Annotated in this window: 23 protein-coding genes; 9 read left to right on the forward strand and 14 right to left on the reverse strand. The window is 63.3% G+C overall.

The genetic code is table 11. The features are described 5' to 3' along the window. Position 1 precedes the first annotated feature (1 nt). The gene (locus AC0L3L_RS02405; RefSeq protein ID WP_123146913.1) at positions 2-715 is read right to left on the reverse strand and encodes a transcriptional regulator NanR; all 714 of its coding nucleotides are present in this window, start codon (positions 713-715) and stop codon (positions 2-4) included. A gap of 141 nt (positions 716-856) precedes the next feature. Here AC0L3L_RS02405 and oiaX point away from each other — a divergent pair, with 141 nt between their 5' ends. The 8 genes from oiaX to dhaL all read left to right on the forward strand — a co-directional run bounded on the left by oiaX (position 857) and on the right by dhaL (position 10,433). Beyond that, the gene (gene oiaX, locus AC0L3L_RS02410) at positions 857-2,107 is read left to right on the forward strand and encodes a 3-oxo-isoapionate-4-phosphate decarboxylase OiaX (RefSeq protein WP_473636411.1); all 1,251 of its coding nucleotides are present in this window, start codon (positions 857-859) and stop codon (positions 2,105-2,107) included. 4 nt (positions 2,108-2,111) lie between these two features. Further along, entirely contained in the window at positions 2,112-3,446 is a 1,335-nt protein-coding gene (locus tag AC0L3L_RS02415; protein WP_473636412.1) for a four-carbon acid sugar kinase family protein, read from the forward strand. 169 nt (positions 3,447-3,615) lie between these two features. Then, positions 3,616-4,500 (forward strand): helix-turn-helix domain-containing protein, encoded by an 885-nt coding sequence (locus tag AC0L3L_RS02420; RefSeq protein ID WP_473636413.1) that lies wholly within the window; start codon positions 3,616-3,618, stop codon positions 4,498-4,500. A gap of 138 nt (positions 4,501-4,638) precedes the next feature. Continuing rightward, complete coding sequence (locus tag AC0L3L_RS02425) at positions 4,639-5,298, forward strand: 2Fe-2S iron-sulfur cluster-binding protein (RefSeq protein ID WP_473636414.1); 660 nt, start codon at positions 4,639-4,641, stop codon at positions 5,296-5,298. 3 nt (positions 5,299-5,301) lie between these two features. After that, entirely contained in the window at positions 5,302-6,288 is a 987-nt protein-coding gene (locus AC0L3L_RS02430) for an FAD binding domain-containing protein (RefSeq protein ID WP_123146909.1), read from the forward strand. A gap of 9 nt (positions 6,289-6,297) precedes the next feature. Next, a complete protein-coding gene (locus AC0L3L_RS02435) occupies positions 6,298-8,586 on the forward strand; it encodes a xanthine dehydrogenase family protein molybdopterin-binding subunit (protein ID WP_473636415.1) in 2,289 nt (762 codons plus the stop codon). Between the two features lie 189 nt (positions 8,587-8,775). After that, complete coding sequence (locus tag AC0L3L_RS02440; protein WP_473636416.1) at positions 8,776-9,783, forward strand: dihydroxyacetone kinase subunit DhaK; 1,008 nt, start codon at positions 8,776-8,778, stop codon at positions 9,781-9,783. An 11-nt stretch (positions 9,784-9,794) separates the two neighbouring features. Next, positions 9,795-10,433: a dihydroxyacetone kinase subunit DhaL gene (gene dhaL, locus AC0L3L_RS02445; RefSeq protein ID WP_473636417.1), complete on the forward strand. Its 639-nt coding sequence runs from the start codon at positions 9,795-9,797 to the stop codon at positions 10,431-10,433. Here dhaL and derI read toward each other — a convergent pair. From derI to AC0L3L_RS02460, 3 genes are all read right to left on the reverse strand, one after another. Beyond that, positions 10,430-10,873, reverse strand: a complete 444-nt coding sequence (derI, locus tag AC0L3L_RS02450) for a D-erythrulose-4-phosphate isomerase (RefSeq protein ID WP_473636418.1) — start codon at positions 10,871-10,873, stop codon at positions 10,430-10,432. The two genes, dhaL and derI, sit on opposite strands and share 4 nt — an antisense overlap. Before the next feature lie 28 nt (positions 10,874-10,901). Beyond that, entirely contained in the window at positions 10,902-11,660 is a 759-nt protein-coding gene (locus AC0L3L_RS02455; RefSeq protein WP_473636419.1) for a triose-phosphate isomerase, read from the reverse strand. Between the two features lie 110 nt (positions 11,661-11,770). Then, positions 11,771-12,538, reverse strand: coding sequence for a DeoR/GlpR family DNA-binding transcription regulator (locus AC0L3L_RS02460; protein ID WP_473636420.1), 768 nt, complete (start codon positions 12,536-12,538; stop codon positions 11,771-11,773). Between the two features lie 292 nt (positions 12,539-12,830). On the opposite strand from AC0L3L_RS02460, the gene fba reads away from it, so the two are divergent. Beyond that, complete coding sequence (gene fba, locus AC0L3L_RS02465) at positions 12,831-13,895, forward strand: class II fructose-bisphosphate aldolase (RefSeq protein WP_095483847.1); 1,065 nt, start codon at positions 12,831-12,833, stop codon at positions 13,893-13,895. A gap of 216 nt (positions 13,896-14,111) precedes the next feature. Here fba and AC0L3L_RS02470 read toward each other — a convergent pair whose 3' ends face one another. From AC0L3L_RS02470 to AC0L3L_RS02515, 10 genes are all read right to left on the reverse strand, one after another. Then, positions 14,112-15,053, reverse strand: coding sequence for a sugar phosphate isomerase/epimerase family protein (locus AC0L3L_RS02470; protein WP_473486202.1), 942 nt, complete (start codon positions 15,051-15,053; stop codon positions 14,112-14,114). After that, positions 15,053-16,570: a glycerol-3-phosphate dehydrogenase gene (locus tag AC0L3L_RS02475; RefSeq protein WP_473486052.1), complete on the reverse strand. Its 1,518-nt coding sequence runs from the start codon at positions 16,568-16,570 to the stop codon at positions 15,053-15,055. The genes AC0L3L_RS02470 and AC0L3L_RS02475 overlap by 1 nt, the downstream gene beginning before the upstream one ends. A 49-nt stretch (positions 16,571-16,619) precedes the next feature. Continuing rightward, positions 16,620-17,660 carry a 2-hydroxyacid dehydrogenase gene (locus AC0L3L_RS02480; RefSeq protein ID WP_473636421.1) on the reverse strand — a complete coding sequence of 347 codons (1,041 nt, stop codon included), beginning with the start codon at positions 17,658-17,660 and terminating at the stop codon, positions 16,620-16,622. A 10-nt stretch (positions 17,661-17,670) separates the two neighbouring features. Then, positions 17,671-19,224 carry an FGGY family carbohydrate kinase gene (locus tag AC0L3L_RS02485; RefSeq protein ID WP_473636422.1) on the reverse strand — a complete coding sequence of 518 codons (1,554 nt, stop codon included), beginning with the start codon at positions 19,222-19,224 and terminating at the stop codon, positions 17,671-17,673. After that, positions 19,224-20,348 (reverse strand): ABC transporter ATP-binding protein, encoded by a 1,125-nt coding sequence (locus AC0L3L_RS02490; protein WP_473527436.1) that lies wholly within the window; start codon positions 20,346-20,348, stop codon positions 19,224-19,226. The genes AC0L3L_RS02485 and AC0L3L_RS02490 overlap by 1 nt, the downstream gene beginning before the upstream one ends. After that, complete coding sequence (locus AC0L3L_RS02495) at positions 20,345-21,463, reverse strand: ABC transporter ATP-binding protein (RefSeq protein WP_473636423.1); 1,119 nt, start codon at positions 21,461-21,463, stop codon at positions 20,345-20,347. Before AC0L3L_RS02495 ends, AC0L3L_RS02490 begins: the two co-directional genes overlap by 4 nt. 5 nt (positions 21,464-21,468) lie before the next feature. Continuing rightward, positions 21,469-22,326 carry a carbohydrate ABC transporter permease gene (locus AC0L3L_RS02500; RefSeq protein ID WP_095518160.1) on the reverse strand — a complete coding sequence of 286 codons (858 nt, stop codon included), beginning with the start codon at positions 22,324-22,326 and terminating at the stop codon, positions 21,469-21,471. Between the two features lie 9 nt (positions 22,327-22,335). Further along, the gene (locus tag AC0L3L_RS02505; protein ID WP_077381507.1) at positions 22,336-23,259 is read right to left on the reverse strand and encodes a carbohydrate ABC transporter permease; all 924 of its coding nucleotides are present in this window, start codon (positions 23,257-23,259) and stop codon (positions 22,336-22,338) included. 206 nt (positions 23,260-23,465) lie between these two features. Next, complete coding sequence (locus tag AC0L3L_RS02510) at positions 23,466-24,911, reverse strand: ABC transporter substrate-binding protein (protein WP_473636424.1); 1,446 nt, start codon at positions 24,909-24,911, stop codon at positions 23,466-23,468. A gap of 44 nt (positions 24,912-24,955) precedes the next feature. Next, a complete protein-coding gene (locus AC0L3L_RS02515) occupies positions 24,956-25,930 on the reverse strand; it encodes a sugar-binding transcriptional regulator (RefSeq protein WP_473636425.1) in 975 nt (324 codons plus the stop codon). Positions 25,931-25,949 lie beyond the last annotated feature (19 nt).

A 25,949-nucleotide genomic window follows, 5' to 3' on the forward strand; every position in this document is an offset into this window, starting at 1 on the left:
ATCAGCTGCCGGAATTCATCACATAGAGCGCGCGTGAGCGCTCGAGGTGCTTGATCATCGCCTTTTCGGCGCCGTCCGCATCCTTCTGCTCGATGCGCCCGATGATCTCTTCATGCTCGGTCAGCGTGAACTTTTCCTTGCCGGTCCAGATCAGCATCTCGGTGTGATATTCCTTCAGCCAGCCAAGCATCGCTTCGCTGACCGCGACATAAATCGGGTTGCCGGATATTGCCGCGATCTGGGTATGAAACTTCATATCGGCGGATATGAAGGCCTCGGAATCGCCGCGAAAGCTCCGCTGTTCGGCAACGGTCGCCCGCAGCCGCTGCACGTCCTCGGCGGTGGCCTTTTCGGCGGCCTCCCTGACCATGCCGCGCTCGAAGAAGATGCGGGCGTTCTTGAGGTGCTCCAGCGTGTCCTTCGATGACGACAGGATGATCTTGGCCGCGCCGTCGACCTGTTTGATGATCGACTTGGCGGTCAGCTGCAGCACTTTCGCCCGCTCGCCATGCGAGATCGCGACGAGACCCATATTGCTCAACGCCTGCATCGCCTCACGGATCGCCGGCCTGCCGACCTCGAAACGCTCCATCAGTTCGCGCTCCGACGGCATGTCATCGCCCGGCTGCAATTCGCCGCTGGTGATCAAGCGCTTCAGTCTCAAAAATACTTCGTCGGAAAGTTTGCGCCGGACGATCGGCTCCGAACGGTTCATCGTCGCGAATCACTCCCTTGACCGGTCTCTGTTTAGCATTGCCATCACGAATCCCAGAATGCCTGCCGAGCAGGATATCGCTTGCAATACTTATGTACTCATTATACCAGATTTCCAGGATCAGGGAATTTTTTTCGAACTATGATCACCCTCACCTACCGCATCGAAACCTCAGGCAGCATCGAGGCGCTGGCGGCAAAGATCGCCAGCGACCAGTCGACCGGAACCTTCGTCGCGTTGGCCGGCGAGACCGAAGAGCTCAAGGCGCGGGTGGCGGCGCGTGTTCTTGCGATTAGGCATCTGCCGGACGCCGATCGCCCGTCGCTTCCCGAAGCCGGGGACGGGCCCTTCAAGCGCGCGGATGTCGACATCGCGTTTCCGTTTGATGCCATCGGCACCGATCTTTCGGCATTGATGACCATCGCCATTGGCGGCGCCTTTTCGATCAAGGGCCTGTCCGGCATCCGAGTCGTCGACATGAAGTTGCCGGACGAATACCGGGGAGCGCATCCGGGCCCGCAATTCGGCGTCGCCGGCAGCCGCCGGCTGACCGGCGTCGAGGGCCGCCCGATCATCGGAACGATCGTCAAGCCGGCGCTGGGGCTTCGACCGCACGAAACGGCCGCAATTGTCGGTGAGCTGATCGCCGCCGGCGTCGATTTCATCAAGGACGACGAGAAGCTGATGAGCCCGGCCTATTCGCCGCTGTCGGAACGGGTCAAAGCAATCATGCCGCTCGTCCTCGACCGTGAGCAGAAGACCGGCAAAAAGGTGATGTATGCCTTTGGCATCTCGCATGCCGATCCGGACGAGATGATGCGCAACCACGATCTGGTGGCGAAGGCCGGCGGCAATTGCGCCGTGGTCAACATCAATTCCGTCGGCTTCGGCGGCATGGCCTTCCTGAGAAAGCGCTCCAGCCTGGTGCTGCATGCCCACCGCAACGGCTGGGACATTCTCACCCGTCACCCCGGCCTCGGGATGGATTTCAAGGTCTGGCAGCAGTTCTGGCGGCTGCTCGGCGTCGACCAGTTCCAGATCAACGGCATCGCCTCGAAATACTGGGAGCCGGACTGGTCCTTCATCAGTTCCTTCGAGGCGGTGACCACGCCGATCTTTTCGCCTGATGATTGCGCGCTGCCGGTCGCCGGCTCCGGTCAGTGGGGTGGACAAGCCCCCGAAACCTACCGGCGAACCGGCCGAACGGTCGATCTCCTCTATCTCTGCGGCGGCGGCATCGTCAGCCACCCTGACGGACTGGGTGCCGGCGTGCGCGCCGTGCAGCAAGCCTGGCAGGCGGCCGTCGATGGCATACCATTGGCGGACTTCGCCCTGAGCCACCCCGAACTGGCGCGGTCGATCGAGAAATTCGGCGACGGCAAAGCGGCATGACGCCATGCAAAACCTGCTTCTGAGCTACTATGGCGACGACCTCACCGGCTCGACCGACGTCATGGAGGCGCTCGAGCTCGGCGGCGTGCCGACCGCGCTGTTCATGCGTCAGCCGGACGAGGCTCTGCTTTCGCAGTTCAGCCATTGCCGTGCCATCGGCCTGGCCGGCACCAGCCGAAGCGAGACGCCGCAATGGATGGACACGCATCTGCGCGGCGCCTTCGCCTGGCTAAGGACGCTGAACGCCGAGATCTGCCACTACAAGGTCTGCTCGACCTTCGATTCCAGTCCAACGATCGGCAGCATCGGCCGGGCCATCGAGATCTGCCGCTCGGTGTTCAGCCAGGACAGCGTGCCGCTGGTGGTCGGCGCGCCGCAGCTCAAGCGCTATACCGCCTTCGGCCATCTGTTTGCGGCTTACCGCGAAAGATATTACCGCATTGATCGCCATCCCGTGATGAGCCGCCACCCGACCACGCCGATGGATGAATCCGATTTGCTGATCCATCTGTCGCGGCAGACGGATCTCGCCTCAGGGCTGATCGATCTCGCGACGCTGCAGTCGGCGTCCCGCTCGGCAGCGTTCGATCGCTTGCTCGCCGACGGCACCAACATCGTGCTCTTGGATATCGCCAGCCTGGAAACCCAGGCGCTTGCCGGCAAGGAGATATGGCGGGTTCGCGGGCCGGGCGGCACTTTCGTCGTCGGCTCTTCGGGCATCGAATATGCGCTGCTGGCCGAATGGGCCTCTAACGGGACCGTCCGTGTCAAGCCCGGCTTTTCGCCGCCGGGTGCGGCCGACCGGATCGCGGTGGTCTCGGGCAGCTGCTCGCCGACAACGGAACGACAGATCCGCCATGCTTTGACGGACGGTTTCGACGGGATCGAAGTCGACCCTGTCGAACTCGTTTCCGAGCTTTCTGATGAAGCGATCGCGCGTGCGGCAGCAAGCGGTCGCGCCAGCCTGGAAGCCGGGCGCAGCGTCGTCCTCTACACGGCGCTTGGACCAGCAGCCGACCGGGGCGCCGAAATCGACCGGCAGGAAGGTGCCCGCCACAAGCTTGGCCGCGGCCTCGGCGAACTTCTTCGCAAGCTGACGATCGAGCAGAAATTGCAGCGCGTTGTCATCGCCGGCGGCGACACGTCTAGCCATGCACTCGGCCAGATGGGCGTCGATGCGCTGACGGTCAGGATGCCGCTTCCCGCCTCGCCGGGCTCTCCGCTCTGCGTCGCCCACTCGCGCGTCAAGGCAATCGACGGGCTGGAAGTTGCGCTCAAGGGTGGCCAGGTCGGAACCGATCGCTATTTCTGCGCCATCCGCGATGGGCTCGGCGGCTGACAGAAGGCGCGCTGGATTTGCCTGATCTCACGACTTCTTGAACACGGAGCGGTTACCAACGCACGATGCCTGTCCCACATAAACCGCCGTATGCGTAGCGGCGGGGCGGCGCACAACGCTCAAGCCGGGGCTGGCGATGGCTCCGCGAGTGAACCAGCGGGATGCCGCGATGTCATTCAGACCGTTGCTTGGTAACGGACGGGTTCGGAGCCAGAAGGAGAAGTCGGAGCCCCTGCAAACCGCCTCATGGGGCAGCTCCTCGATCGTTTTCGACAATCGGCGGTGGGCGTGCCGGGAGGCGGAGCTCCGCTGGACAGCCCCTCATCATCTGATCGTGCTGACCGACGAAGGCGGAACGTCCCATACATCTATCCGGCACGAGGCAAGGTTCCTCTACGACGGAATGGATCGTCCCGGGGCCCTCACCTTCGTCCCCGCAGGCGCGGAGCGGCAGGGCTTCTATCGCGATGTAAACCTCTCCTACTCAGCCTTGTGGATCGATCCTGATATCAGGCTTCCCGGCTGCGAGCGCCTGAGAGACCTGCCGATCCTGGTGAACAAGAAAGACGTGGTCGTCGCCACACTGCTGAGTTCGCTTCGCGACGAGATGGCACTCGGCCACAAGCCGGACACTGCCTATGTCGAGCATCTGGTCGCCCTGGTCAGCCTCCGTGTGGCCAACCTGAACCGGGAGCAACAGCCGTCTGTACGTCACGGCCGTCTCAGCCGTCGGGCGCTTGGTCGGGTTCGGGCTTACATCGATGCCCATATGAATTCCGACGTTTCGCTAAGCGAGCTGGCAGCTGTCGCGGACATGGCCGTCGACAGTTTTGCACGCCGATTTAAGGCAACGACCGGGCTTGCACCCTATGCCTATGTGATCGAGGAACGCGTGCGGCGAGCGGAGACGCTGCTGCGCGAAACGGGTTTGTCGATCGGTAGCATTGCCTTTCGGCTCGGTTTTTCAAGCCAGAGCCACTTCACCACGACGTTCCGGCGTCTCAGGGGCATGACGCCTCGGGCCTATCGGGTGAATTCTTCTCCGGAATCCTGATATTGCCGCCGGTTTCCTGAAAGAAAGCCGCCGCGCGCGTTCCCACCTCCAGGGTCGATGAGTGACAGAACCCGACGGTACGCCATCGGGTTAAGTCGCCGTCTTCCGTTCTTGTCATTGCGACTGGGAGAATCATGCATGGCCGAAACAGACATCAGAAACGGGCCGACTCGTCGAACGGTGCTGGAGGGCGGGGTGGCGACCAGCGTGCTCCTGGCTACCGGTATACCAGTATACCCGGAGCCGGCCGGCGCCGTCACCGCGGCCGCCTCGCAGACGCCAGCGCCGACGATGCCGATATCCCTGCGGATCAACGCGAAGGATTTTGCCGTCGAGCTCGACCCGCGGACGACGCTGCTCGACGCGCTGCGCAACCATCTCGGCCTCACCGGCTCGAAGAAAGGCTGCGACCACGGCCAGTGCGGCGCATGCACGGTGCTGGTTGATGGGCGCCGGATCAATTCCTGCCTGACGCTTGCCGCAATGCATGAAGGCGACGAGATCACCACGGTCGAGGGCCTTGCCGAGGGCGACCGGCTGCATCCGGTGCAGGCCGCCTTCGTCACCCGCGATGGTTTCCAGTGCGGCTACTGCACGCCGGGCCAGATCTGCTCCGCCGTCGGTATGCTGGGCGAGGCCAGGGCCGGCTGGGCGAGCCATGCGAGCGCCGACGTGGCGGCGACTTCCGTCGCCCTCACCGATGCCGAGATCCGCGAGCGGATGAGCGGCAACATCTGCCGTTGTGCCGCTTATCCGAACATTGTCGCTGCAATCCGCGACGCGGCAGAGGGGGCGTGAGCAATGCAGTCCTTCACTTATGAACGTGCGGCAAGTGCTGAGCAGGCAGCTGCCGCGGTCGCGGCCCGGCCGGACGCCAAGTTCATCAGCGGCGGCACCAATCTGCTCGACCTGATGAAGCTCGAGATCGAGCGCCCAGCGCATCTCGTCGACATCAGCCGGCTGCCGCTCGATCGAATCGAGGAAACGGCGGCAGGCGGGCTTCGGGTCGGCGCCCAGGTCCGCAACAGTGATCTTGCCGCCGATCCGCGGGTGAGATCGCGCTATCCGATGCTCACTCAAGCGCTGCTGGCGGGAGCATCCGGCCAGATACGCAACAAGGCCTCGACCAGCGGCAATCTCCTGCAGCGCACGCGCTGCCCCTATTTCTACGACCGCAACATGCCTTGCAACAAGCGCGAGCAAGGTTCGGGCTGCGCGGCGCTGCAGGGCTTCAATCGCATGCACGCCGTACTCGGCGCGAGCGAAGCCTGCATCGCGGTCCATCCCTCCGACATGGCCGTCGCCATGGCCGGGCTCGACGCCAGGATTGAGACCATATCGCCCGGCGGCGAGACCCGCACGATCCCGATCGGCGATCTCCATCGATTGCCCGAGGCGACGCCGCATGTGGAGACCGCGCTCGGCCACGGCGAGATGATCGCCGCGGTCACCCTGCCGCCGCCGCCGCCCGGCCGGCAGGTTTACCGCAAGGTGCGCGACCGTGCTTCCTACGCCTTCGCGCTGCTGTCGGTGGCGGCAATCGTCGAGAAAAGCGGCGATCGTATCCGAAGCGCTCGGATCGCCATGGGCGGCGTGGCAGCGAAGCCATGGCGCGCAACGGAGGCGGAGCGGATGCTCGCAGGAGCCGCGGCGTCCGACGGCGCCTTTACCGATGCGGCCGAAGCCGCGCTCGCCGGAGCCGTCGGGCATGGCGGCAATGATTTCAAGATCCCGCTGGCGAAACGGACGATGCGGCACACGCTCGCTGCTGCCGTCGAAAGTGCGTGAGGTGAAACGATGACAGAGACGAAGACCAGCGAGAACCGTCCTTCCGAAACACGCAGCGGCGTGATCGGGCGCCCATTCGACCGCATCGACGGTCCGCTCAAGGTGACAGGCGGTGCCACCTACGCCTACGAGAATGCACTGGATGGTACAGCCTATGGCTATATTCTCGGCGCCGCCGTCGCCAAGGGGCGCATTGCCGAGATCGACACGGCCGAAGCCGAACGGGCGCCGGCAGTCCTGCTCGTCATGACGCACCGGAATGCGCCGGCCCAGCCGGATTTCGGCCCGGCGGTCACGCCGACCGTGCCGGAGGTCTTCACCCGCGCCCGGCCCGCGCTCAACAGCGAGCGGGTGCGGTATTATGACGAACCCGTCGCGCTGGTCGTTGCGGAGACGTTCGAGGCGGCACGCGCTGCCGCCGGCCTCATCAAAGTGCGTTACGACGAGGAGCCGGGCCTCTACGATTTTCCGGGACATATGGCCGACGCCTACGCACCAAAACGGACCAATGCCGGCTTCGAGACCGACAGCGTGGTCGGCGACTTCGAGAGCGCCTTTGCCGCGGCTCCGGTCAAGGTCGATGTTACTTACCGGACGCCCTTCGAACATCACAATCCGATGGAACCCCATGCGACGCTCGCCGCCTGGTCAGGCAACGAGCTGACGATCCATACATCGGCGCAGACCTTGGCGAATTTCCGGGCGGGGGTCGCCAGCACGCTTCGCATTCCGCCCGAGCGTGTGCGCATCATCAGCCCCTTCATCGGCGGAGGCTTCGGCTCCAAGCTGATTGCCCATTCCGATACAATCCTGGCCGCGCTTGCAGCGCAGGTCCTGCAGCGTCCCGTCAAGATCGCGCTGACGCGACAACAGATGTTTGCCAATGCCGGTCACCGCGCAGAGATGATCCAACAGGTACGTCTCGGTACGGACACCGACGGACGGCTCACCGGGATCGCGCACGACGTCTGGTCGGCAACGTCCAGCTTCGAGGAGTACTGCGAGCAAACGGCAGTTTTTGCCCGCTCGCTTTATGCGGCGCCGAACCGTGTCACCCGCCATCGCCTGGTTCCGCTGGATATCAACCGTGGCGAATGGATGCGCTCGCCCGGCGAAGCGCCCGGCATGCTGGCTTTCGAATGCGCCATGGATGAGCTCGCCGAGCGGCTCGGCCTGGACCCGATCGAACTCAGGATCCGTAACGAACCGGCACAGGATCCCGAGCGCGGCGTGCCGTTCTCCACCCGCAACCTCGTCGCCTGCATGGAGGAAGGCGCCCGCCGTTTCGGTTGGCAGCGGAGAAACCCGACGCCGGGCAGCACCCGAGAGGGCCGCAAGCTCATCGGCTACGGCATGGCGGCGGCGATCCGTCCGAACTACATCGGCGCGGCGACGGCGCGGGTTGCGATCGACCGGGACGGCAGGGTGACGGCGCGGCTCGACATGACCGATATCGGGACCGGCACTTATACGATCCTGACCCAGATCGCTGCGGACAGCCTCGGCCTGCCGATCTCGTCCATCAAAGTGGAGCTTGGCGACAGCCGCTTCCCGCGGACCGCCGGCTCCGGCGGGTCCTGGGGCGCCGCGAGCGCGGGGTCGGCGCTGCACAACGCCTGCAACGCCCTCAAGGAACGGATCCTGAAGGCGGCGCAGTCGAGCGAGGCCTCACCGTTGCGTGGTGCGAACGCCACCGAGGCAAGCTTTGCTAACAGCGAGGTGAGGGTCGGCCAGAGGTCGGCAAGTCTGGCCGATCTCATCCGGCGGGTCGCTCCCGACGGGTTCGAGGCCGAAGGCTCGATAGCCGCAGGCGCTACCACCCAGTCATACAAGGCTTACTCGCAGCATTCCTATGGCGCGCATTTCGCCGAGATCGCAGTCGATTGCGACACCGGTGAGATCCGCATGCGCCGGATGCTGGCGGTGATGGGCGCGGGCCGTATCCTCAACGCCAAGACTGCGCGCTCGCAAATCATCGGCGGCATGACCTGGGGGATCGGTGCGGCGCTGATGGAACAGACGGTGCTCGATCCGCGCTATGGCCACTTCGTCAATCACGACCTTGCCGAGTATCACGTCCCGATCAACGGCGACGTCCCCGAGATGGAGGTCGTCTTCCTCGAGGAGCATGACGACAAGGCCAATCCACTTGGCGCGAAGGGTCTCGGCGAACTCGGCGTCTGCGGTGCAGGGGCTGCAGTCGCCAACGCCATTTACAACGCAACCGGCGTGCGGGTGCGTGAATTTCCCATCACCTTGGACAAGCTGCTGCCTGCCTTGCCGGTGATCGCCATTTGACGGGGCAAGTTATCAGCTCTTCCCACCGCTTCTTCTTCGAGCACTTCAGGGGCAAAAGAGGCAGCCCACGCCTGCATGCAGATCCTGGCCGCGCGGGAACATATTGCCGCGTGAAATGTCCGTCCCTGGGTGGAAATTCCGGTAACACGCTGTACTATCTGCGAAAATACCGAAATCGGGAGGCTGCCGGTGCAGACCAAGAAGATCATCAACGACGGCAACCGCACTGTCGACGAGATGCTGGAGGGCATTCTGGCCGCGCATCCCCGCCATCTCAAAAGCATGGAGGGCAGCCCACGCTCGATTGTTGCCCGCGATGGACCTCGCCAGGGCAAGGTTGGCCTTGTCATCGGCGGCGGCTCCGGCCACGAGCCGACCTTCCTCGGTTTCGTCGGCAAGGGGCTGGCCGACGCGGCGGCGATCGGCAACGTCTTCGCGTCGCCGCCGCCGGATCCGATCCTCGAATGCGCCAAGGCGGCCAGCGGCGGCGCCGGCGTGCTGTTCATGTACGGCAACTACGCCGGCGACGTGATGAATTTCGACATGGCCGCAGAGATGGCGGCGATGGATGACATCGAGGTGCGCACCGTGTTGACCACTGACGACGTCGCCTCGGCGCCGCGAGACCAGAGGAACAGAAGGCGTGGTGTCGCCGGCAATTTCTTCATCTTCAAGGCCGCTGGTGCAGCCTGCGAGCGGATGCTGTCATTCGACGAATGCGAGCGTATCGCCCGGAAAGCCAACGATCACACCTTCACCATGGGCGTGGCGCTGTCGCCCTGTTCGCTGCCGCAGACCCGCCGGCCGAATTTCGAGATCGGACCGGACGAGATGGAGATCGGCATGGGCATTCATGGTGAGCCGGGCATTTCGCGCGGAAAACTGAAAACCGCCGACGAGATCACCGATGAGATGCTGGACAAGATCCTCGACGAAATGGCGCCGGCACGTGGCGACAAAGTCGCCGTACTCGTCAATTCGCTCGGCTCGACGCCGCTGATGGAGCTCTACATCATGAACCGGCGCGTCAAGCAGAGGCTCGATGACATCGGCATGTCAGTTCACGCGACCTGGGTCGGCAATTATTGCACCTCGCTCGAAATGGCCGGCGCCTCGGTGACGCTGATGCATCTCGACGCCGAATTGCAGACCATGCTCGACCATCCCTGCGACTGCGCCATGTTCCGCGCCGGCTGAAAGGTGCATCCATGACATCCATCGATGCAGCCGATCTGAAAAGAATGTTCGATGCGATCGCGGTGGCGATCGAAGCCGACAAGGACAGGCTCTGCCAGCTCGACGGCGTCATCGGCGACGCCGATCATGGCATCGCCATGGCGCTCGGTTTCAATGCTGCGCGCGATGCGCTGGCGCCGCTCGACCTTTCGGCGACCGAGCCGACAGCTCTCCTCAACACTGCGGCGAAGTCGTTCCTCAACGCCGTCGGCGCCTCGTCAGGCCCGCTTTACGCAACGGCCTTCATGCGAGGCGCGGCCGCCGTCAAGGGCAAGGCGACTTTGGCGGGCGCCGACATCGTCGCCCTGTTCCAGGCGATGGCGCAAGGCATCCAGGATCGCGGCAAGGCCGAGATTGGCGAAAAGACGATGATCGACGCCTGGCTGCCGGCTGCACAAGCCGCCACCGCCGCGCATGCCTCAGGCAAAACCGTGTCCGAAAGCCTCGCAGCCGCCCTTGAAGCAGCCGAACGGGGCGCCGAGGCGACCAAGGACATGATTGCCGCGAAGGGTCGCTCATCGCGGCTCGGCGAGCGGTCGCTCGGACACGTGGATCCTGGCGCCGCGTCGGCGGTCACCGTCATTGGCGCGATGCGGAAGAGCTTGGGTTAGCCCAGCTTCGCCGCGTCGAGTCTGTCGATCGCCTGGACATTGCCGGCCGATGGCCCCTTTTCGTCGAACTCCGATGCGAGCCAGGCATCGACGATCGACTTGGCCAGTTCCGGGCCGATGACGCGGGCGCCCATGGTGATGATCTGGGCATTGTTGGATTTGGCCGCGCGCTCCGCCGAATAGGTGTCGTGGGTGAGTGCGGCGCGAATGCCGGGCACCTTGTTGGCCGAGATGGAAACGCCGATGCCGGTGCCGCAAAACAGGATTCCGCGATCGTTCTCGCCGTCGAGGATGGTCTGGGCGAGCTTCTGCGACAGGTCGGCATAGTAGCCCACCTGGCTGAGGTCGCTGACGGCGAGGCCGGGTTTGGTGGCGAGATGCGCGGCAATGACGTCGAGCAGCGGTTTGCCGGCACTGTCGGCTCCAATGGCTATTTTCATTTTTTCTGTCCTTTCCTATTCGATAGATTCAGATCGCCGCCGAGGCGCGTTGAAGGATGTCGATGTAACCATCCGCCTGCCAGGCGGAGCGGCCAATGAACAGCCCGTCGATATGAGGCTGGCCGATCAGCTCGGCGGCATTTTGCGGATTGACGCTGCCGCCATAAAGCACTGGTGGTGCGGACGGCAGAAGATCGCCGGCGATCTTCTTGATCAGCGCCTGCTGCCTGTCGGCATAGTCGGCACTTGCCGGAATGCCCTTGTCGCCGATCGCCCAGACCGGCTCATAAGCAAACACGATCGTCGCCGCCTTTGCCTGGCCTTCGAGATATTGCAGCGCGCCATGCACCTGCAAGGCCAGCACCGCATCGGCCTGGCCGCTGTTGCGTTGCGCCAATGTCTCGCCGACGCAGATGAGCGGCACAAGCCCGTGCTTCACCGCCGCTGCGGTTTTAAGGCCGACCGCGTTGTCGGTCTCGCCGAAATGCTCGCGCCGTTCGCTATGGCCGAGCTCGACGAGGTCGAGCCCGCAATCCGTCAGCATCACCGGCGAGATCTCCCCGGTCCAGGCTCCGGCGTCGGCCCAATGCATGTTCTGGGCACCGACCTTGACCCGCGTCATCGCCAACGCCTTCTTGACCTCGCGAACCGCCGTGAAGGGTGGGATGACGAAGGGCTGGATACGGTCGTCGAAACCGGGAACGAATCCCGCCAGCGCCTTGGCGAATTCAGTCGCCTCGGCAAGCGTCTTGTTCATTTTCCAGCTTGTGCCGACCCAGTAGACCATGCGTCCTCCTTCTAGAGCCTGTTCCATCCCGCGAAGCGGGATGGAACTCTATCTCCTTCTTTGACCATGATCTTTTCCGAAAACCGGTTCCCACTTTTCGGGATCATGGTCTAGTCCTTCTCGACCAGCGTTAGCGAAACACCGGCGCCATCCAGCGCCTCGCGCATCTGGGTTTCCAGTTCGCGACCGGTGAAGACGGCCTCGAACGCCTTGAGATCGGTCAGGAAATGCAGGGCCGTGCGGCCGAATTTGCCGTGATCGACCAGCAGATATTTGCGGGCGGCCGCAGCCATCATCAGCCGCTTGGTATGGACCACTTCCTGGTCCTGGTGAAAGGCGGAAGCGCCGTGGATGGCCGACGACGACAGGAAGGCGACATCGGCGCGCAACGATCGCAGCGTGTCCTCGGCAAGCAGGCCGAAGAAACCGTGGAATTTCTTGCTGTACTGGCCGCCGAGCGCGATCAAGGTGATCCCGCCAACGCCTGCCAGATCCTGGATGACGGCTAGATTGTTGGAGATCACCGTCAGCGGGCGGAGATCCGCAAGGTGGCGCGCAATGCCGCCGGCCGTCGAGCCGTCGTCGATGATCACCGTCTGGCCCGGTTCGATCATCGCCACGGCAGCAGCGGCCAAACGCTGCTTCTCCTCACCGGCCTGCTTCTGACGGTAGCGGAAATCGCTCTCAAAAAGGCCGCTCGGCTGGATCGAAGCACCGCCGCGCACCTTGCGCAGGAAGCCGCTTTCCTCAAGCTCGTCGAGATCACGATGCACGGTCATCTTCGACACGCCGAAGCGCGTGGCAAGCTCATCGACACTGGCCGTGCCAGTGTCCATCAGAAAATCCATGATGCCTTGCCGCCGGCCGTCGCTCTTCATTGCCCAGCCTGTTTCCTGAATTCCGGTCCGCTGCGAATCCGCGGTGGCGGATACGGCGAGCGAAAGCTATTATAACAGAGGAAATCGCATAGGCATCTAAATTTTTGTGATGATGTTACATTTCTTTGGGATATTATTTGCTTTTGATTGCTGTCTTGTAACAAGAATTGCTCCCGGCGCCTTGGCCAACGGTTGCGGTTCTCCGGAAATCCGGCCAGAAGCATCAGTGGGCTGAACGACGACCGGACAGCTCACAACCATAGGCTTGAAACCAAATACGGGAGACTATTGGGTGGCTCGCATCACATTGAGACAATTGCTCGACCATGCCGCCGAACACGGCTATGGCGTGCCTGCGTTCAACATGAACAATATGGAACAGGGCCTCGCCATCATGGAGGCCGCCGAGGAGACCAAATCGCCAGTTATCCTGCAGGCGAGCCGCGGCGCTCGCGCCTATGCCAACGACGTCGTGCTGGCCAAGCTGATCGACGCGCTGGTCGAAATCCATCCCGATATCCCGGTCTGCATGCATCTCGACCACGGCAACAACGAAGCCACATGCGTGACCGCGATCCAGTATGGCTTCACCTCGGTGATGATGGACGGATCGCTGAAGGAAGACGGCAAGACGCCGGCCGATTACGATTATAATTCCGGCATCACGCGGCGCGTCGTCGATATGGCGCATTGGGGCGGCGTGTCGGTGGAAGGAGAGATCGGCGTTCTCGGCTCTCTGGAGATGGGCGGCGGCGAACAGGAAGACGGCCACGGCGTCGAAGGCGCCGTCAGCCACGACCAGTTGCTGACCGATCCGGAGCAGGCGGTGCAGTTCGTCAAGGACACGCATGTCGATGCGCTGGCTGTCGCCATGGGCACCAGCCACGGTGCCTACAAGTTTTCGCGCAAGCCGGACGGCGCGGTTCTCGCCATGAACGTGATCGAGGAGATCCATCGCCGCCTGCCGAACATGCACCTCGTCATGCACGGCTCGTCCTCGGTGCCGGAAGAGCTGCAGGAGATCATCAACAAATATGGCGGCCAGATGAAGCCGACATGGGGCGTGCCGGTCGAGGAGATCCAGCGCGGCATCAAGCACGGCGTGCGCAAGATCAACATCGACACCGATAACCGCATGGCGCTGACCGGCGCGATCCGCAAGGTGCTGACCGAAAACCCCAGCGAGTTCGACCCGCGCAAGTATCTGACGCCGGCAATGGCCGCGATGAGGAAGCTCTGCAAGGAGCGCTTCGAGCAGTTCGGCACCGCCGGCAACGCCCCCAAGATCAAGCCGCTGCCGGTCTCGGAAATGGCCAAGCGTTACAAGTCGGGCAGTCTCGACCCGAAATTCGGCTGAGTAAGGCTCCCCCTCATCCGGCCGCGGAGCCTGTCCTCGGGCTTGCCGGAGGCAAGACCCGTGGGCGGCCACCTTTTCCCCGCTGGGGAGAAGAGGCTGGCGGCAACGCTGGCGATCTCCTCTCCCCTCGGGGAGAGGTCGGATTGCCCCGAATTGCCCTTCGCAATTCGGTTGGCAATCCGGGTGAGGGGGATTCGTCCAATTGCCCCGCCGGTTCTACTCGGTTCGCGGCAAAATCGCCGCCCTGCCGGTCTCGATAAACGGCGCCCAGTAGTCGACCGACTCGCGGATCATGGCGACGACCTGGTGGTCGACCGGCTCGCGTTCGCGAAACGACAGTTCGAGGCAGATCTCGTTGTCGACGCCGCCGCCGCGGCGAACCGTCTCCAGAAGCTTTTCCGGCGTGATGCGGCCGTCCTTGTTGTAGGCGGCGATGAACGGCCAATGGCCGCCCTTGTTCATCGACGACTGTTTGATGTGGATGATCGGCGATACCCTGGGAAAGGCTTCGGCCCAGGCATAGGGATCGATGTCGGCCGGGTTGCTCGAGGTCACGTCGCCATGGTCAATATCGACCATCATCTCCATCGGGATGGCCATGCCGGCTGCTTCGATCTGGTTGTGCAGTGCCCAGCAACTCTCGATCGTATGGCCGAATTCGCGGCCGACCGACATCGGCTCCCAAAACAGATAGGTCAATCCGGCCGCCTTGGCGTGCTCGGCAACCTCGCGCCAGCATTCCAGTGCGATATCGAAAAGCCGCGCGCGACGGTCCGGATCGTCGAAATCCCTATGCGTGAAGATCGCGAATTGCGTGCCCATGCCGCTGGCGCCGAGTTCGGCCGAAATGTCGGCAAAGGTCTTGAACCAATCAACGTAGTAGCGGCGCACGTCGGCGTCCGGATGGCCGAAATGGTTGAGCCGCCCATAGGGACCGGTCATCCCCGATGTTACGCGCACAGCGGTGCGGTCGAGCGCGGTGCGGAACAGGCGGACGAATTTCGAGATCGTCGCCGCCGGCCAGCCGGGATTGACGAATTCGTGCGTGAGCTGCACGTCCCTGATGCCGATGTCATAGGCGATCGCGTCGATCAGATCGTCCGGTTCGGCGAAACGGTTGACCAGCGGATTGGTGTTGAGGGAAAGCGTAAACGCCATCAGCTTGCTTTCACCAGTCGGCTCGCGCACCAGTTCTCGAAGGCGGCTCTTTCTGCGGCGGACAGATGCAGGCCGTGCTTGGTGCGCCGTTCGAGAATATCGGCAGCGGTCAGCGCCCATTCATGCTCGAACAAATAATTGGCCTCGCGTTCGAAAAAATCCTTGCCGAAGCACCGCCCAAGATCGGTGAGCGACCTAGCCGCACCAATCAGAACGCGTGTCCTGGTGCCGTAGAGCCGGCCATAGTGCTTGACCAGCGATGCCGGCATCCAGGGATATTCGCGGCCGAGATCGCCGAGAAACTGCTCAAAGTCAGCATTGGCGATATCGCCGCCCGGCAGATAGCCTTTCGACGTCCATGGCTTGCCCATTTTCGGAAAGAACGGGGCGATCCGGTCCAGCGCGTGCTCGGCCAGTTTGCGGAAGGTGGTGATCTTGCCGCCGAAGACGGAGAGCAGCGGCGCCTGCCCGGCCGACGCGTCGAGCTCGAAAATATAGTCGCGCGTCACCGCGCTCGGATTGTCGGCGTTGTCGTCATAGAGCGGCCTGACGCCCGAGAACGAGTAGATGACATCGCTCCGCGCAAGCTCACGCTTAAAGTAGCGGTTGACCACCCTGATCAGATAGTCGACCTCGCTGGTATCAGCCTTCACATCTTCCGGCCGCCCGTCATAGGGAATGTCGGTGGTGCCGATCAGGGCCAGATCGTTCTGGTAGGGATTGATGAAGATCACGCGCTTATCGCTGTTCTGGACGAGATAGGCCTGCCGCCCTTCCCAGAATTTCGGCACGACGATGTGACTGCCCTTGACCAGGCGCACGTTCCGCTTGGAGTTCTGGCCGGCCACGCGGTTGATGATGTCGTTGACCCAGGGACCGGCAGCGTTGATCAGTGCCCGTGCCCGAACCGTGGTCCTGACGCCGGTTCGGCTGTCGCGCATCTCGACCGACCACAGGTCGTTTTCACGGTGGGCGGCAGTGCAGGCAGTCCGGGTGAAGATCCTTGCTCCCCGTTCCGCGGCGTCGAGCGCATTGATGACGACAAGACGAGCGTCGTCGACCCAGCAATCGGAATATTCGAAACCGCGCTTGAACGCATCCTTGATCGGGGCGCCTTCGGGCGCGGTGCGCAGGTTAAGCGTGCGGGTGGCCGGCAGCCGCTTGCGGCCGCCGAGATGGTCGTAGAGGAACAGGCCGAGCCGGACCAGCCAGGCAGGCCGGTCGTCCGGGCTGTGCGGCAGCACGAAGCGCATCGGCCAGATGATGTGCGGAGCCGATTCAAGCAGCACTTCGCGCTCGATCAGTGCCTCGCGCACCAGCCGGAACTCGTAATATTCGAGATAGCGCAGGCCGCCATGGACGAGCTTTCCCGATCGCGAACTGGTGCCTTCGGCCAGATCGTCTTTTTCGCACAGAATGACGGAAAGCCCGCGGCCAGCTGCGTCGCGCGCGATGCCAGCGCCGTTGACGCCGCCGCCGATGACGAAGAGATCGACGATTTCAGTGGCGCCGCTCATCTCGCCGGATCCTCAATGCCTGGACTGTGTTTCATGGCTGCCGCGACCTTCAGCATCGATTGACCGGTGGGAGCCCGGCGATAAAGCGGCGCACCTCTTCGGCCGCCTGCTCGGCCGCATAGGTCACCGTGCGCACCGACGCGCCGGCGATATGCGGCGTCAGCGTGACATTCGGCAGCTGCAGCAGCGGCCAGTCGGCAGGCACCGGCTCGACCGCAAACGTCTCCAGCATGGCGCTGCCGATATGGCCTGAGACCAGCGCATCGTAAAGCGCGTCGTAGTCGACCAGCGGCCCGCGCGCGGTGTTGACGAAGATCACCCCCGGCTTCATCCGAGCGATGGTGTCCTTGTTGATCAAGCCGCGGGTTTCCTCAGTCACCCGGGGATGAAGCGTGATCACATCGGAGCGGGACAGGAGATCGTCGAGCGCGACCAGTTCGACGCCGTCATTGCGGTCTTCGGCGCTCAGTTGCACATAGGGATCGGTGACCAGGATGCGGCAGCCGAACGCGCGCAGCAGGCGGACAACCTTGGTGCCGATGTTGCCGTAGCCGATGACGCCGACGGTCATTTCGTTGAGCTCGCGGCCGGTGCGGTCGGCGCGGTAGAGATCGCCGCGCCATTCCCCCTTGCGCAATGCTTCGTGCCCGACCCGGATCAGCCGCGTCTCGGCAAGGATGGCACCGATGGTGAACTCGGCCACAGCACTGGCATTGCGGCCGGGCACATTGACGACGGTGATGCCGTGGGCCTTGGCGGCAACCATGTCGATGTTGATCGGGCCGCCGCGCGAGACCGCAACCAGCTTCAGCGTAGGCAGACGCTGCATCATCGTCTCGGAGAGCGGCGCAAGCTGGGTGACGAAGATCTCGGCGTCGCCAATGAAATCGACCACCTCGTCCGGATCGCCAAAATACTCCTTCACCTTGTCGAGGCCGAGCGCCGCATTGCCGAATTCCATCGGCTCGTCGGGCCAGGCCGCCTCAAGCGTGCGAATGTCGAGATTACCGCCGCAGGCCTTCTCGATTTTCTCGCAAAAGACCTCGGGAAGCATGAAGCGGTCGCCAATGATTGCAATCTTCTTGCGCATGCTCGACTTCTCAGTTTGTCCTGGATGCGGCCATCGAACGCCAGACCGGCCGCAGCGCCTCATGCGCCAGTGTGTAGGACGGAACCGCCCGCTCATAGATCGCGGCAAGTTTTGGGTCGCTCGGCTCCGCCGCGCCAAGGAGCGGCGTGACCCATTCGCTGACGCACTCGTCCATCGACGCGTATTGGCCGACGCAGACCGCAGCGATCATGGCGGCGCCGGCAGCACCGGCTTCCTCGCGCTGGCTGGTGCGGATGGCGGCGCCGACGACAGCACCCAGGATCTTGCGCAGGGCTGGGCTTCGGGCGGCGCCGCCGGTTAACCGGATTTCGCTCGGTAGCGGCCCCATGGCCGCATAGCAATCGCGCGACGCGAATGCCAGTCCCTCAAAAACAGCGCGGACCATATCGGCATAACCGTGCCGCGACGAGATGCCGACGAAACCGGCCCTGGCATTGGCATCGACGAACGGCCCGCGCTCGCCGGCCTCCGACACATAGGGCTGATAGAGCAGCGAGGCCGGTTCAGATGACGATATCCATTCGTCGACCAGCGCGATCATCTCGCCATTGCTGCGGGTGATGCCTTGCGAGGCGAGAATGCCGGAGGCGAGACCCAGGACCCAATCGATGTTGAGTGTCGCCGCCATGTTCGACTGCATCTGCGCAAAGACGCCGGGGGCCGGCATCGTCATCGTATAGCCGGTCCTGGCCTCGTTGAGCAGCACCTCGTCCGGCGTCTGCGCAAGCCGCATATGCATGCCGGTGGAGCCGATGATAGAGCAGCCGGGCTTGCGCTCGCGGTCGAGCAGGCCGGCGCCGAGCGCGGTGCAGGCCACGTCGACATAGGCCAGCACCACCGGCGTACCGGAAAGCAGCCCGGTCACTTCGGCAGCCGCCGCCGACAGGCCGGCGCTATGCCTGGTGCCGTCGACGATCGGCGGCAGCAGATGCCTGAGATCGGCGACGCCGAGCACCTCAAGCACCTCGTCGCAATAGCCACGGGTGCGGAAGTCGCCAAAGGTGAAGGTGCCCTCGGACGGATCGGTGGCGCGTTCGCCGGTCAGCTTGAAATAGAGCCAGTCCTTGCAATGGAATGCCGTCGCGGCGCCGGCAAGCCCATCGGGCGCGCTGCGCTTCATGAAGGCAAGCTGCGGCCCCTGCTGACAGGCGGCGAGCCCGCTGCCGGTCTTTTCGAAACGAAGCCGGTCATCGGGCCGCGCACGGATCTCCTCGACGATCGCGGCAGCGCGCGCATCGAGCCACAGCCAGCCCTTCGCGACCGGCTCACCCTTCTTGTCGATCAGCCAGGTGCCATCGCCCTGCCCGGTCACGGCGATGGCAATGGTGCGGCTGGCGAGGTCCGGCACCTTGTCGGCAAGCTGGCGCAAGGTGGTCACAGTATCGGCCAAGGTGCGTGCCAGATCCTGCTCGGCGCCGCCGCCCGGCAAGGTCTCATACCGGTTCGGCACCGCCGCGGCCGCGAGCTGCCGGCCCGCCGTGTCGAAGGCGACGGATTTGATGACAGACGTGCCGGCGTCGATGCCGATCAGCACATCCCGCATCAGGCGAGCTCCATGCCGTGCGAAATGGCCATGCCGCTGGACTGATCGAAGACGTGCAGGTTTTTCGGATCGATGCTGATATTGATCGGCGCGCCAAGCTCCAGGCGGGTTCGGTCGTGTTCGACCAGGACCAGCGAACCGCCGGCGAAATCCGCGGCTATATGCGTCTGGTCGCCGAGCCATTGGTTGGCCGAAACCGTGGCCGGCACGCCGTCCTTCGAGCGGCGAACAGCATAGGGCCTGATGCCGATGACGACCCGCTGCCGTTTGAGCAATTCGTCGCGAACCGAGCCGCTGAACGCGTCCTTGTCATAATCGAGCGAAAGTCCGTCGGGCAGTCGCAGATTGATCTTGTCGGCGGCCGTGCCGACATAGGCTTCGAAGACATTCATCGGCGGCTCGCCGACAAAGGTGCCGGTGAACAGGTTGGCCGGCCGCTGCTTGAGCATGTCGGGCGTGTCGAACTGCTGCAACACGCCGCCTTCCATCACCGCGATCCGGTCGGCAAGCGCGTTGGCCTCGGTCTGGTCGTGGGTGACCAGGATCGCGGTCAGGCCGCGCTCCTTGATGAAGTGCTTGATACGGCCGCGCAGCACGGCGCGAAGCTGCGGTTCGAGCTGGCCCATCGGTTCGTCCAGCAGATGCAGGTCGGCCTCGCGGATCAGCGCCCGGCCGAGGCTGGCGCGCTGCTGCTGGCCGCCGGAGATGGAACTCGGATAGCGCTCAAGAACGTCCTCGATTTCGAGCAGCTTGGCGATGCTGGCAACTTTCGCATCGACGTCACTTTTCCGCAGCTTGGCCGCCTTCAGCGCAAACGCCATGTTCTCGCGCACGGTCAGCGGCGGATAGAGCGAATAGCCCTCGAACGCCATCGCCACATTGCGCTTGACCGGCGGCAGCGCATGCACCTTGCGGCCGGCGACCGAGATGGTGCCGCGCGAGACCTCCTCGAAGCCGGCGATCATGCGCAATGTCGAGGTCTTGCCGCAGCCGGACGAGCCGAGCAGTGCGACGATCTCGCCTTTGTCAATTTCGATCGTCAGGTTCTGGACGGCGTGCACGCCCCTGTCGATCGGGCCGTAGAACTTGTCGACGCCTGAGATGGCGAGTGCGCTCTGGCTCATGCCGCTTCTCCGCTGCGCAGATTGACCACGTTGCTGGCGCCGATGCGGTCGCCGCTGGCATGATCGAACAGCAGCGCACTTTTGCCGTCGACGGCAATGTGGGCTCTGCCCTCGGTTTGACCCGGTGTTCCGGCCGGCCGGGAGACGAGGATTTCGCGGCCGCGCACGGTGCGCACCAGTGTGACGATCTTTTCATTGAGCGGCGTCTCCGCCTCGACGGTCACCGGTATGGCAGCCGGCGCGCCTTCGTCGACGAAGCGCAGCGCTTCGGGCCGCAAGCCGATCACGCAATCGCGGCCGACCGTCGCGTCATAGGCGCCCGTCAGATGGACCTGAACATTCGACAGGCCGACATAGATGCCCTTGGCATCGCGCGACGGCTTGACGTCGAGCAGGTTGATCGTCGGATCGCCGAACAGCCGCGCGATCTCGATGTTGGCCGGCTCGCGATAGATCTGCTCGGGCGTGCCGAGCTGCTTGATGACACCTTGCGACATCACCGCGATGCGGTCGCCGAGCGCCATGGCCTCCTTGTAGTCCTGGGTGACGTAGACGACAGTCGCGCCACGGTCGGCCAGCAGCCTCGGTAGTTCGAGCCGCATCTCGAAGCGCAGCTTGGCATCGACGTTGCGCAAGGGGTCGTCGAGCAGGAGCACCGGCGGCGCGCCGACCAGAGCGCGGGCGAGTGCGGTGCGCTGCTTCTGGCCGTTGGACAGCGCCCGTGGCTTATGGCTGAGCACGTGGCCGATCTTCAGCAGCTTGGCAACGCTCTCGACGCCCGACTTCATCGCACTTTGCGACGATCGCTTGGCCTGAAGCGGTGTCGCAATGTTGTCGAAGGCGGTCATGTGCGGAAACAGCGCGAAATTCTGGAACGCCATGCCGACGCCGCGGAACTCGGCGTCAAGGTCGGTCATGTCCTCGCCGCCGATAAGTATCTTTCCTTCATCGGGGTCGATGACGCCGGCTATGAGCCGCAGCAGCACCGTCTTGCCGGCGCCGGACGGTCCGAACAGGACCAGGGTTTCGCCATCGGCGACGCTAAGCGACAGATTGTCGAGCACAGTCTGGCTCTTGTAGCGTTTGACGACATTTCGCAATTCAAGGCTGGCCATCGGAGCTATCCTTTCACCGCGCCGAGCGACAGGCCTTCGACGAGATAGCGCTGCGCGTAAAGCGCAAGCGCCAGCGTCGGGGTGATCGACAGCACGATCGCTGCCGAGATCTGGCCGTACTGGATGCCGGAGGAGGTGATGAAGGCGAGCGCGCCGACTGTCACCGGCTGCTTGTCGGCCGAGGCGAGCACGAGGGCGAAAACGAAATTGTTCCAGGCGAAGATGAAGGCGAGCAGGCCGGCCGCCGCAATGCCGGGGCCGGCGAGCGGTAGCGCGATCTTGCGGAAGGTGGCGAACCAGGAATGGCCGGCAATGCGATAGGCATATTCGATATCGGCCGGGATGTCCTCGAAATAGCCGCGCACGATCCACAGGATCAGCGGCAGGCAGATCAGCTGATAGACCCAGATCAGCCCGATATAGGTGTTGGCCAGTCCAAGTTTCTGGAAATAGAGGGTCAGCGGCAGCAGCACCAGCAGCGCCGGCGCGAACCGGAACGACAGCAGCGTGAAGGCAATGTCCTCCGAGCCGCGGAACTTGTGCCGGGCAAAGGCGTAAGCGGCGGGAACGCCGAGCAGCAGCGCGACGGCGACCGAGGTGACCGACAGGAACACCGAATTCCAGAGGTTGCGCATGAAGGCGATGTCGAGCGTGCCGGCTGCCGTCGTCAGCTTTCCGGTGATCAGTGCGGTGTAGTTGGCCAGCGTCGGCTTGAAGACAAGCTGCGGCGGAATCCGCAGGATGGTCTCGTTGGTCTGGAACGACATCATGAGGATCCAGACGATGGGGAACATGAAGAAGATCACGACCAGCGTCAGCGCTATGCCGCGCAGGATGCGTTCGAGAAGCGAGGTGTGTTCCATCTCAGCCTCCTATGCCTGGCCGCGAGCGCGTTCGCGCAGCCGCAGCCAGTTCTTGATGAAGATGTTCGAGAGGAAATAGGTGATCGCCCACAGGATGATCATCAGCGCCGCCGAGCGGCCGACATTGGTCGACTGGAAGAAGTTGAGGTAGGCCTCGACCTGGAAGACAGTCAGCGTATCGCCCGGACCGCCCTGGGTCATGGCATAGATGATGTCGAACTGCTGGATGGAATCCAGCAGACGGAACAGCGTCGCCGTCAGGATGTAGGGTGTCAGCATCGGCAAGGTGATGCGGAAGAACACGAAACTCCGCGGCACGCCGTCAAGTGCTGCCGCCTCGAAGGGCTGCGTCGGCAGGCTGCGCAGGCCGGCAAGCAGCAGGATCATGATGAAGGGCGTGTAGACCCAGATATCAACAAGGACCACCGTGAAAAGCGCGGTCGACGGCGACGAGGCCCAGCGGAAATCCTGCAGTCCGATCAGGCTGGCGAGATAGCTCAGCACGCCAAAGCCGGGATTGGTCATCAGCTTCCACATCAGCGCGGCAAGCGCCGGCGCCGTCATCAGCGGCATCAACAGCATGATCGAGATGAAGTTGTTTAGCGTCGAGCGCTTCTGCAGCAGCATGGCGATGCCGAGACCGAGAAGCAGTTCGAGCAGCACGGTGATGCCGGCATAGAGCAGCGATATCTCCAGCGTGTTCCAGAACCTCGGGTCCGTGAAAAACGAGATATAGTTGTCGCCCCAGTTGAACTGCCGCGCCCAGGGCTGGCTCAGCCGGTAGCGCTGGAACGAATAGACGACCGATGTGAAGAACGGGATCAGGATGCCGATGCAGACGAGCAAGGCCGGCAGGCTGAGGACATAGGGCAGCACTTTCTTGCTGATCCTGAAGCCGGAAGGCCTGTTTCTTTGCATTGTCGCCGCAGTCATCGTTGCTCACCCGTCATCTCTGTTGCTTCGCCCTGCCGGCCGCCCAGGGAGCTAGGCGGCCGGTTGGGCGAGTGGCGGCACCGCCAGTGTTTGAGCATCGGATTTTCCCAAAACCGGTCTCCACTTTTGGGTCTGATGCTCCAGGCGCCGCTTCGCAGTGGAATGGCCGGCTGGCCCGCAGAAGCGGGTCAGCCGGCCGCCAGGACTCAGCCGAGCCCGGCTTCCTTGAGCTGGCCGTCGACGCTGGTGGCCAGCATGTCGAGGCCTTCGTCGACCGGCACTTCCTTGGCCACCATCTTCTGCAGCGTCGCCGCCCATTCGGTGGTGAGATCGAAGAACAGCGGCTGCGGGGTGAACTTGATGCTGGCGCCGGGCGCCGAAACGTCGAACATCTCGACATAGCCCGGATAGCTCTTGTTCAGCCTCTCGCGGAACATCTGGTCGTTCCAGACCGACTGACGGACCGGATTGACGAAGTCCATCTTGGTCGCACCGAACAGTGCATGCTCGGGCCCGGATGCCCATTGCATGAAGTACCAGGTGGCGTCCTTGTCCTTCGAGAAATTGGACATCGACAGCGACCAGATCCAGATGTTGGGCGTCGGAGCCTTGGCGGCGGGATTGGCCTTGAAGGCCGAAAAGGCGAGCTTGCCGGCCATCTTGTTGTCGCCGCCATTCATGAAGTAGCCGAGGATGTCGGCGTCGTAGATCATCGCCGAGGCGCCGGCGCCGAGATCGGTGCCGACCTGATACCAGGTGTAGGTCGACCAGTCCTTGGGGCCGCTCTCCTGGATCATCTGGACCCACTGCTTGTGGAATGCCTTGGATTCGGCGGTGTTCATCGCGGCCGACAATTTGCCGTCGGCCGAGACATTCAGGTCCTTCTGGTCAAAATTGGCGTAGGCCGACAGGAAGCCGGGATGGATCGTCGCCCAGGAGCGCGAGCCGCGCACGCCGATGCCGTAGACGCCGCCACCGACATCCTTGGTGAGCTTGGCCGCCGTAGCGACCATCTCGTCCATATTGCCGGGAACGCTGACGCCGACCTTGTCGAACATACCTTTATTGTAGGTGATGTTGTTCTGTTCGAAGCCCCACGGAATGCACCACTGCTTGGCGTCGTCGGAACCGAGCGCTCCGCCCGGCTGGCCGTTCCAGGCGCAGGACTTCCAGACGCCGGGCAGGAAGTCGTCCCAGGCATAGTTCACGTTGGTCTTGGCCGGATCCTTGATCCATTCGTTGAGGTCGGTGATCCAGCCGGCCGGGCCGTAGGTCCAGGTCATGTAGGCGCCGGTCATGAAGGCATCGTATTCAGGCGAGCTGGCCGACAGCGCTGCGGTGACCTTGTCGAAATAGACGTCTTCCGGAAACACGTCGTAGACGACTTCCATGCCGGTCAACTTCTTGAAGTTTTCAAGGTTGGCGATCATCGCATCCGCGTAAGGATGCTTGTTGAGCAAGAGCTTGATGGTCTTGCCCTTGTGCGCCTGCCAGTCGAAGTCGGCCGCCAGCGCACGGGTCTGTCCCAGATTGAGCAGCGTGCCGGCCGTGCCAGCGGCAAGGCCCATCGCGCCAAGACCCTTGATCAGCCCACGACGATCAACTTGTCCGCGCAGGAACGCATCGATCAGGTCTTTTTCTTTCTCATGCATGTGTTTTCTCCTCCACAGGGTAGTTTCAATCGAATGGCTGCCGGCTACCCGACCGGCGTCTGCTCCACGAGTGATCGCGCCGTCCGCTCATCGGTGACCAGGCCCTTGAGATAGCGGCCCTCCAACACCGATTTGATGGCACGAACCTTCACCTTGCCGCCGGCGACGGCGACAATCCTGCGATTGCTGATGTCTTCGCGCGCCAGCGCCAGCGCCCGGTTGGAAAGGGTCGTCTCGACCGCCTTTCCAGCATCGTCGAAGAAATGGCCGAGCAGTTCGCCGACGCCGCCATTGCGGCGAATCTCTTCCATTTCGCCCTTTTCGATCATGCCGGTGGCGACCAGCGACGCCTCGCGCTCGGCGGTGCCGATGCCGGCAATGAGCAGGTCGGCGGCCTTGCCGAGATCGAAAACCTCACTGATGCCCTTCTGCCCGAGCAGCACGGTGCGATCCTCGACCGTGTTGGCGAACATCGGCACCGGCATCACATAGGCTTCCGCGCCGGTCCGTTCGGCCAGGCGGTGAATGACGTCGTGCGGATTGGCCGAGAACTTGCGCGTCAGGCCGCCAAGCAGTGAGACGAAGCGGGTCTTTTCGGCAGATATGCGCGGCAGATACTCCACGCAGGCGGCTAGCGTGCGGCCATGACCGACGCCAATCAGCGTGTCCTCGCCGCGTTCGATCTCACGCTTGAGGAACTGCGCGCCGGCAATGCCGAGCGCCTTGAGCGGCAGGTCTTCGCCATCGAAGTCAGGAACGACCTCGCAATAGTCGAGACCGTAGCGACTGGACAAATCGTCTTCAAGCGCGACGCATTCCGACACTTCGCCGTCGATATAGACTTTGACCAACCCCTCCTGATTGGCCTTGGTGATGAGGCGATGCGCCTTGAGGCTGGTCAGGCCAAGCCGCTTGGCGACCTCCGACTGGGTCAGGCCGCCAGCATAATGAAGCCAGGCGGCGCGCGTCGCCATACTGGTTTCATCGTCGCGCAGGAGGCCGTTTCCAAAACCAACCATTTCCGCCCTAAGATATTTT

It is taken from the genome of Mesorhizobium sp. WSM4849 (assembly GCF_055811385.1).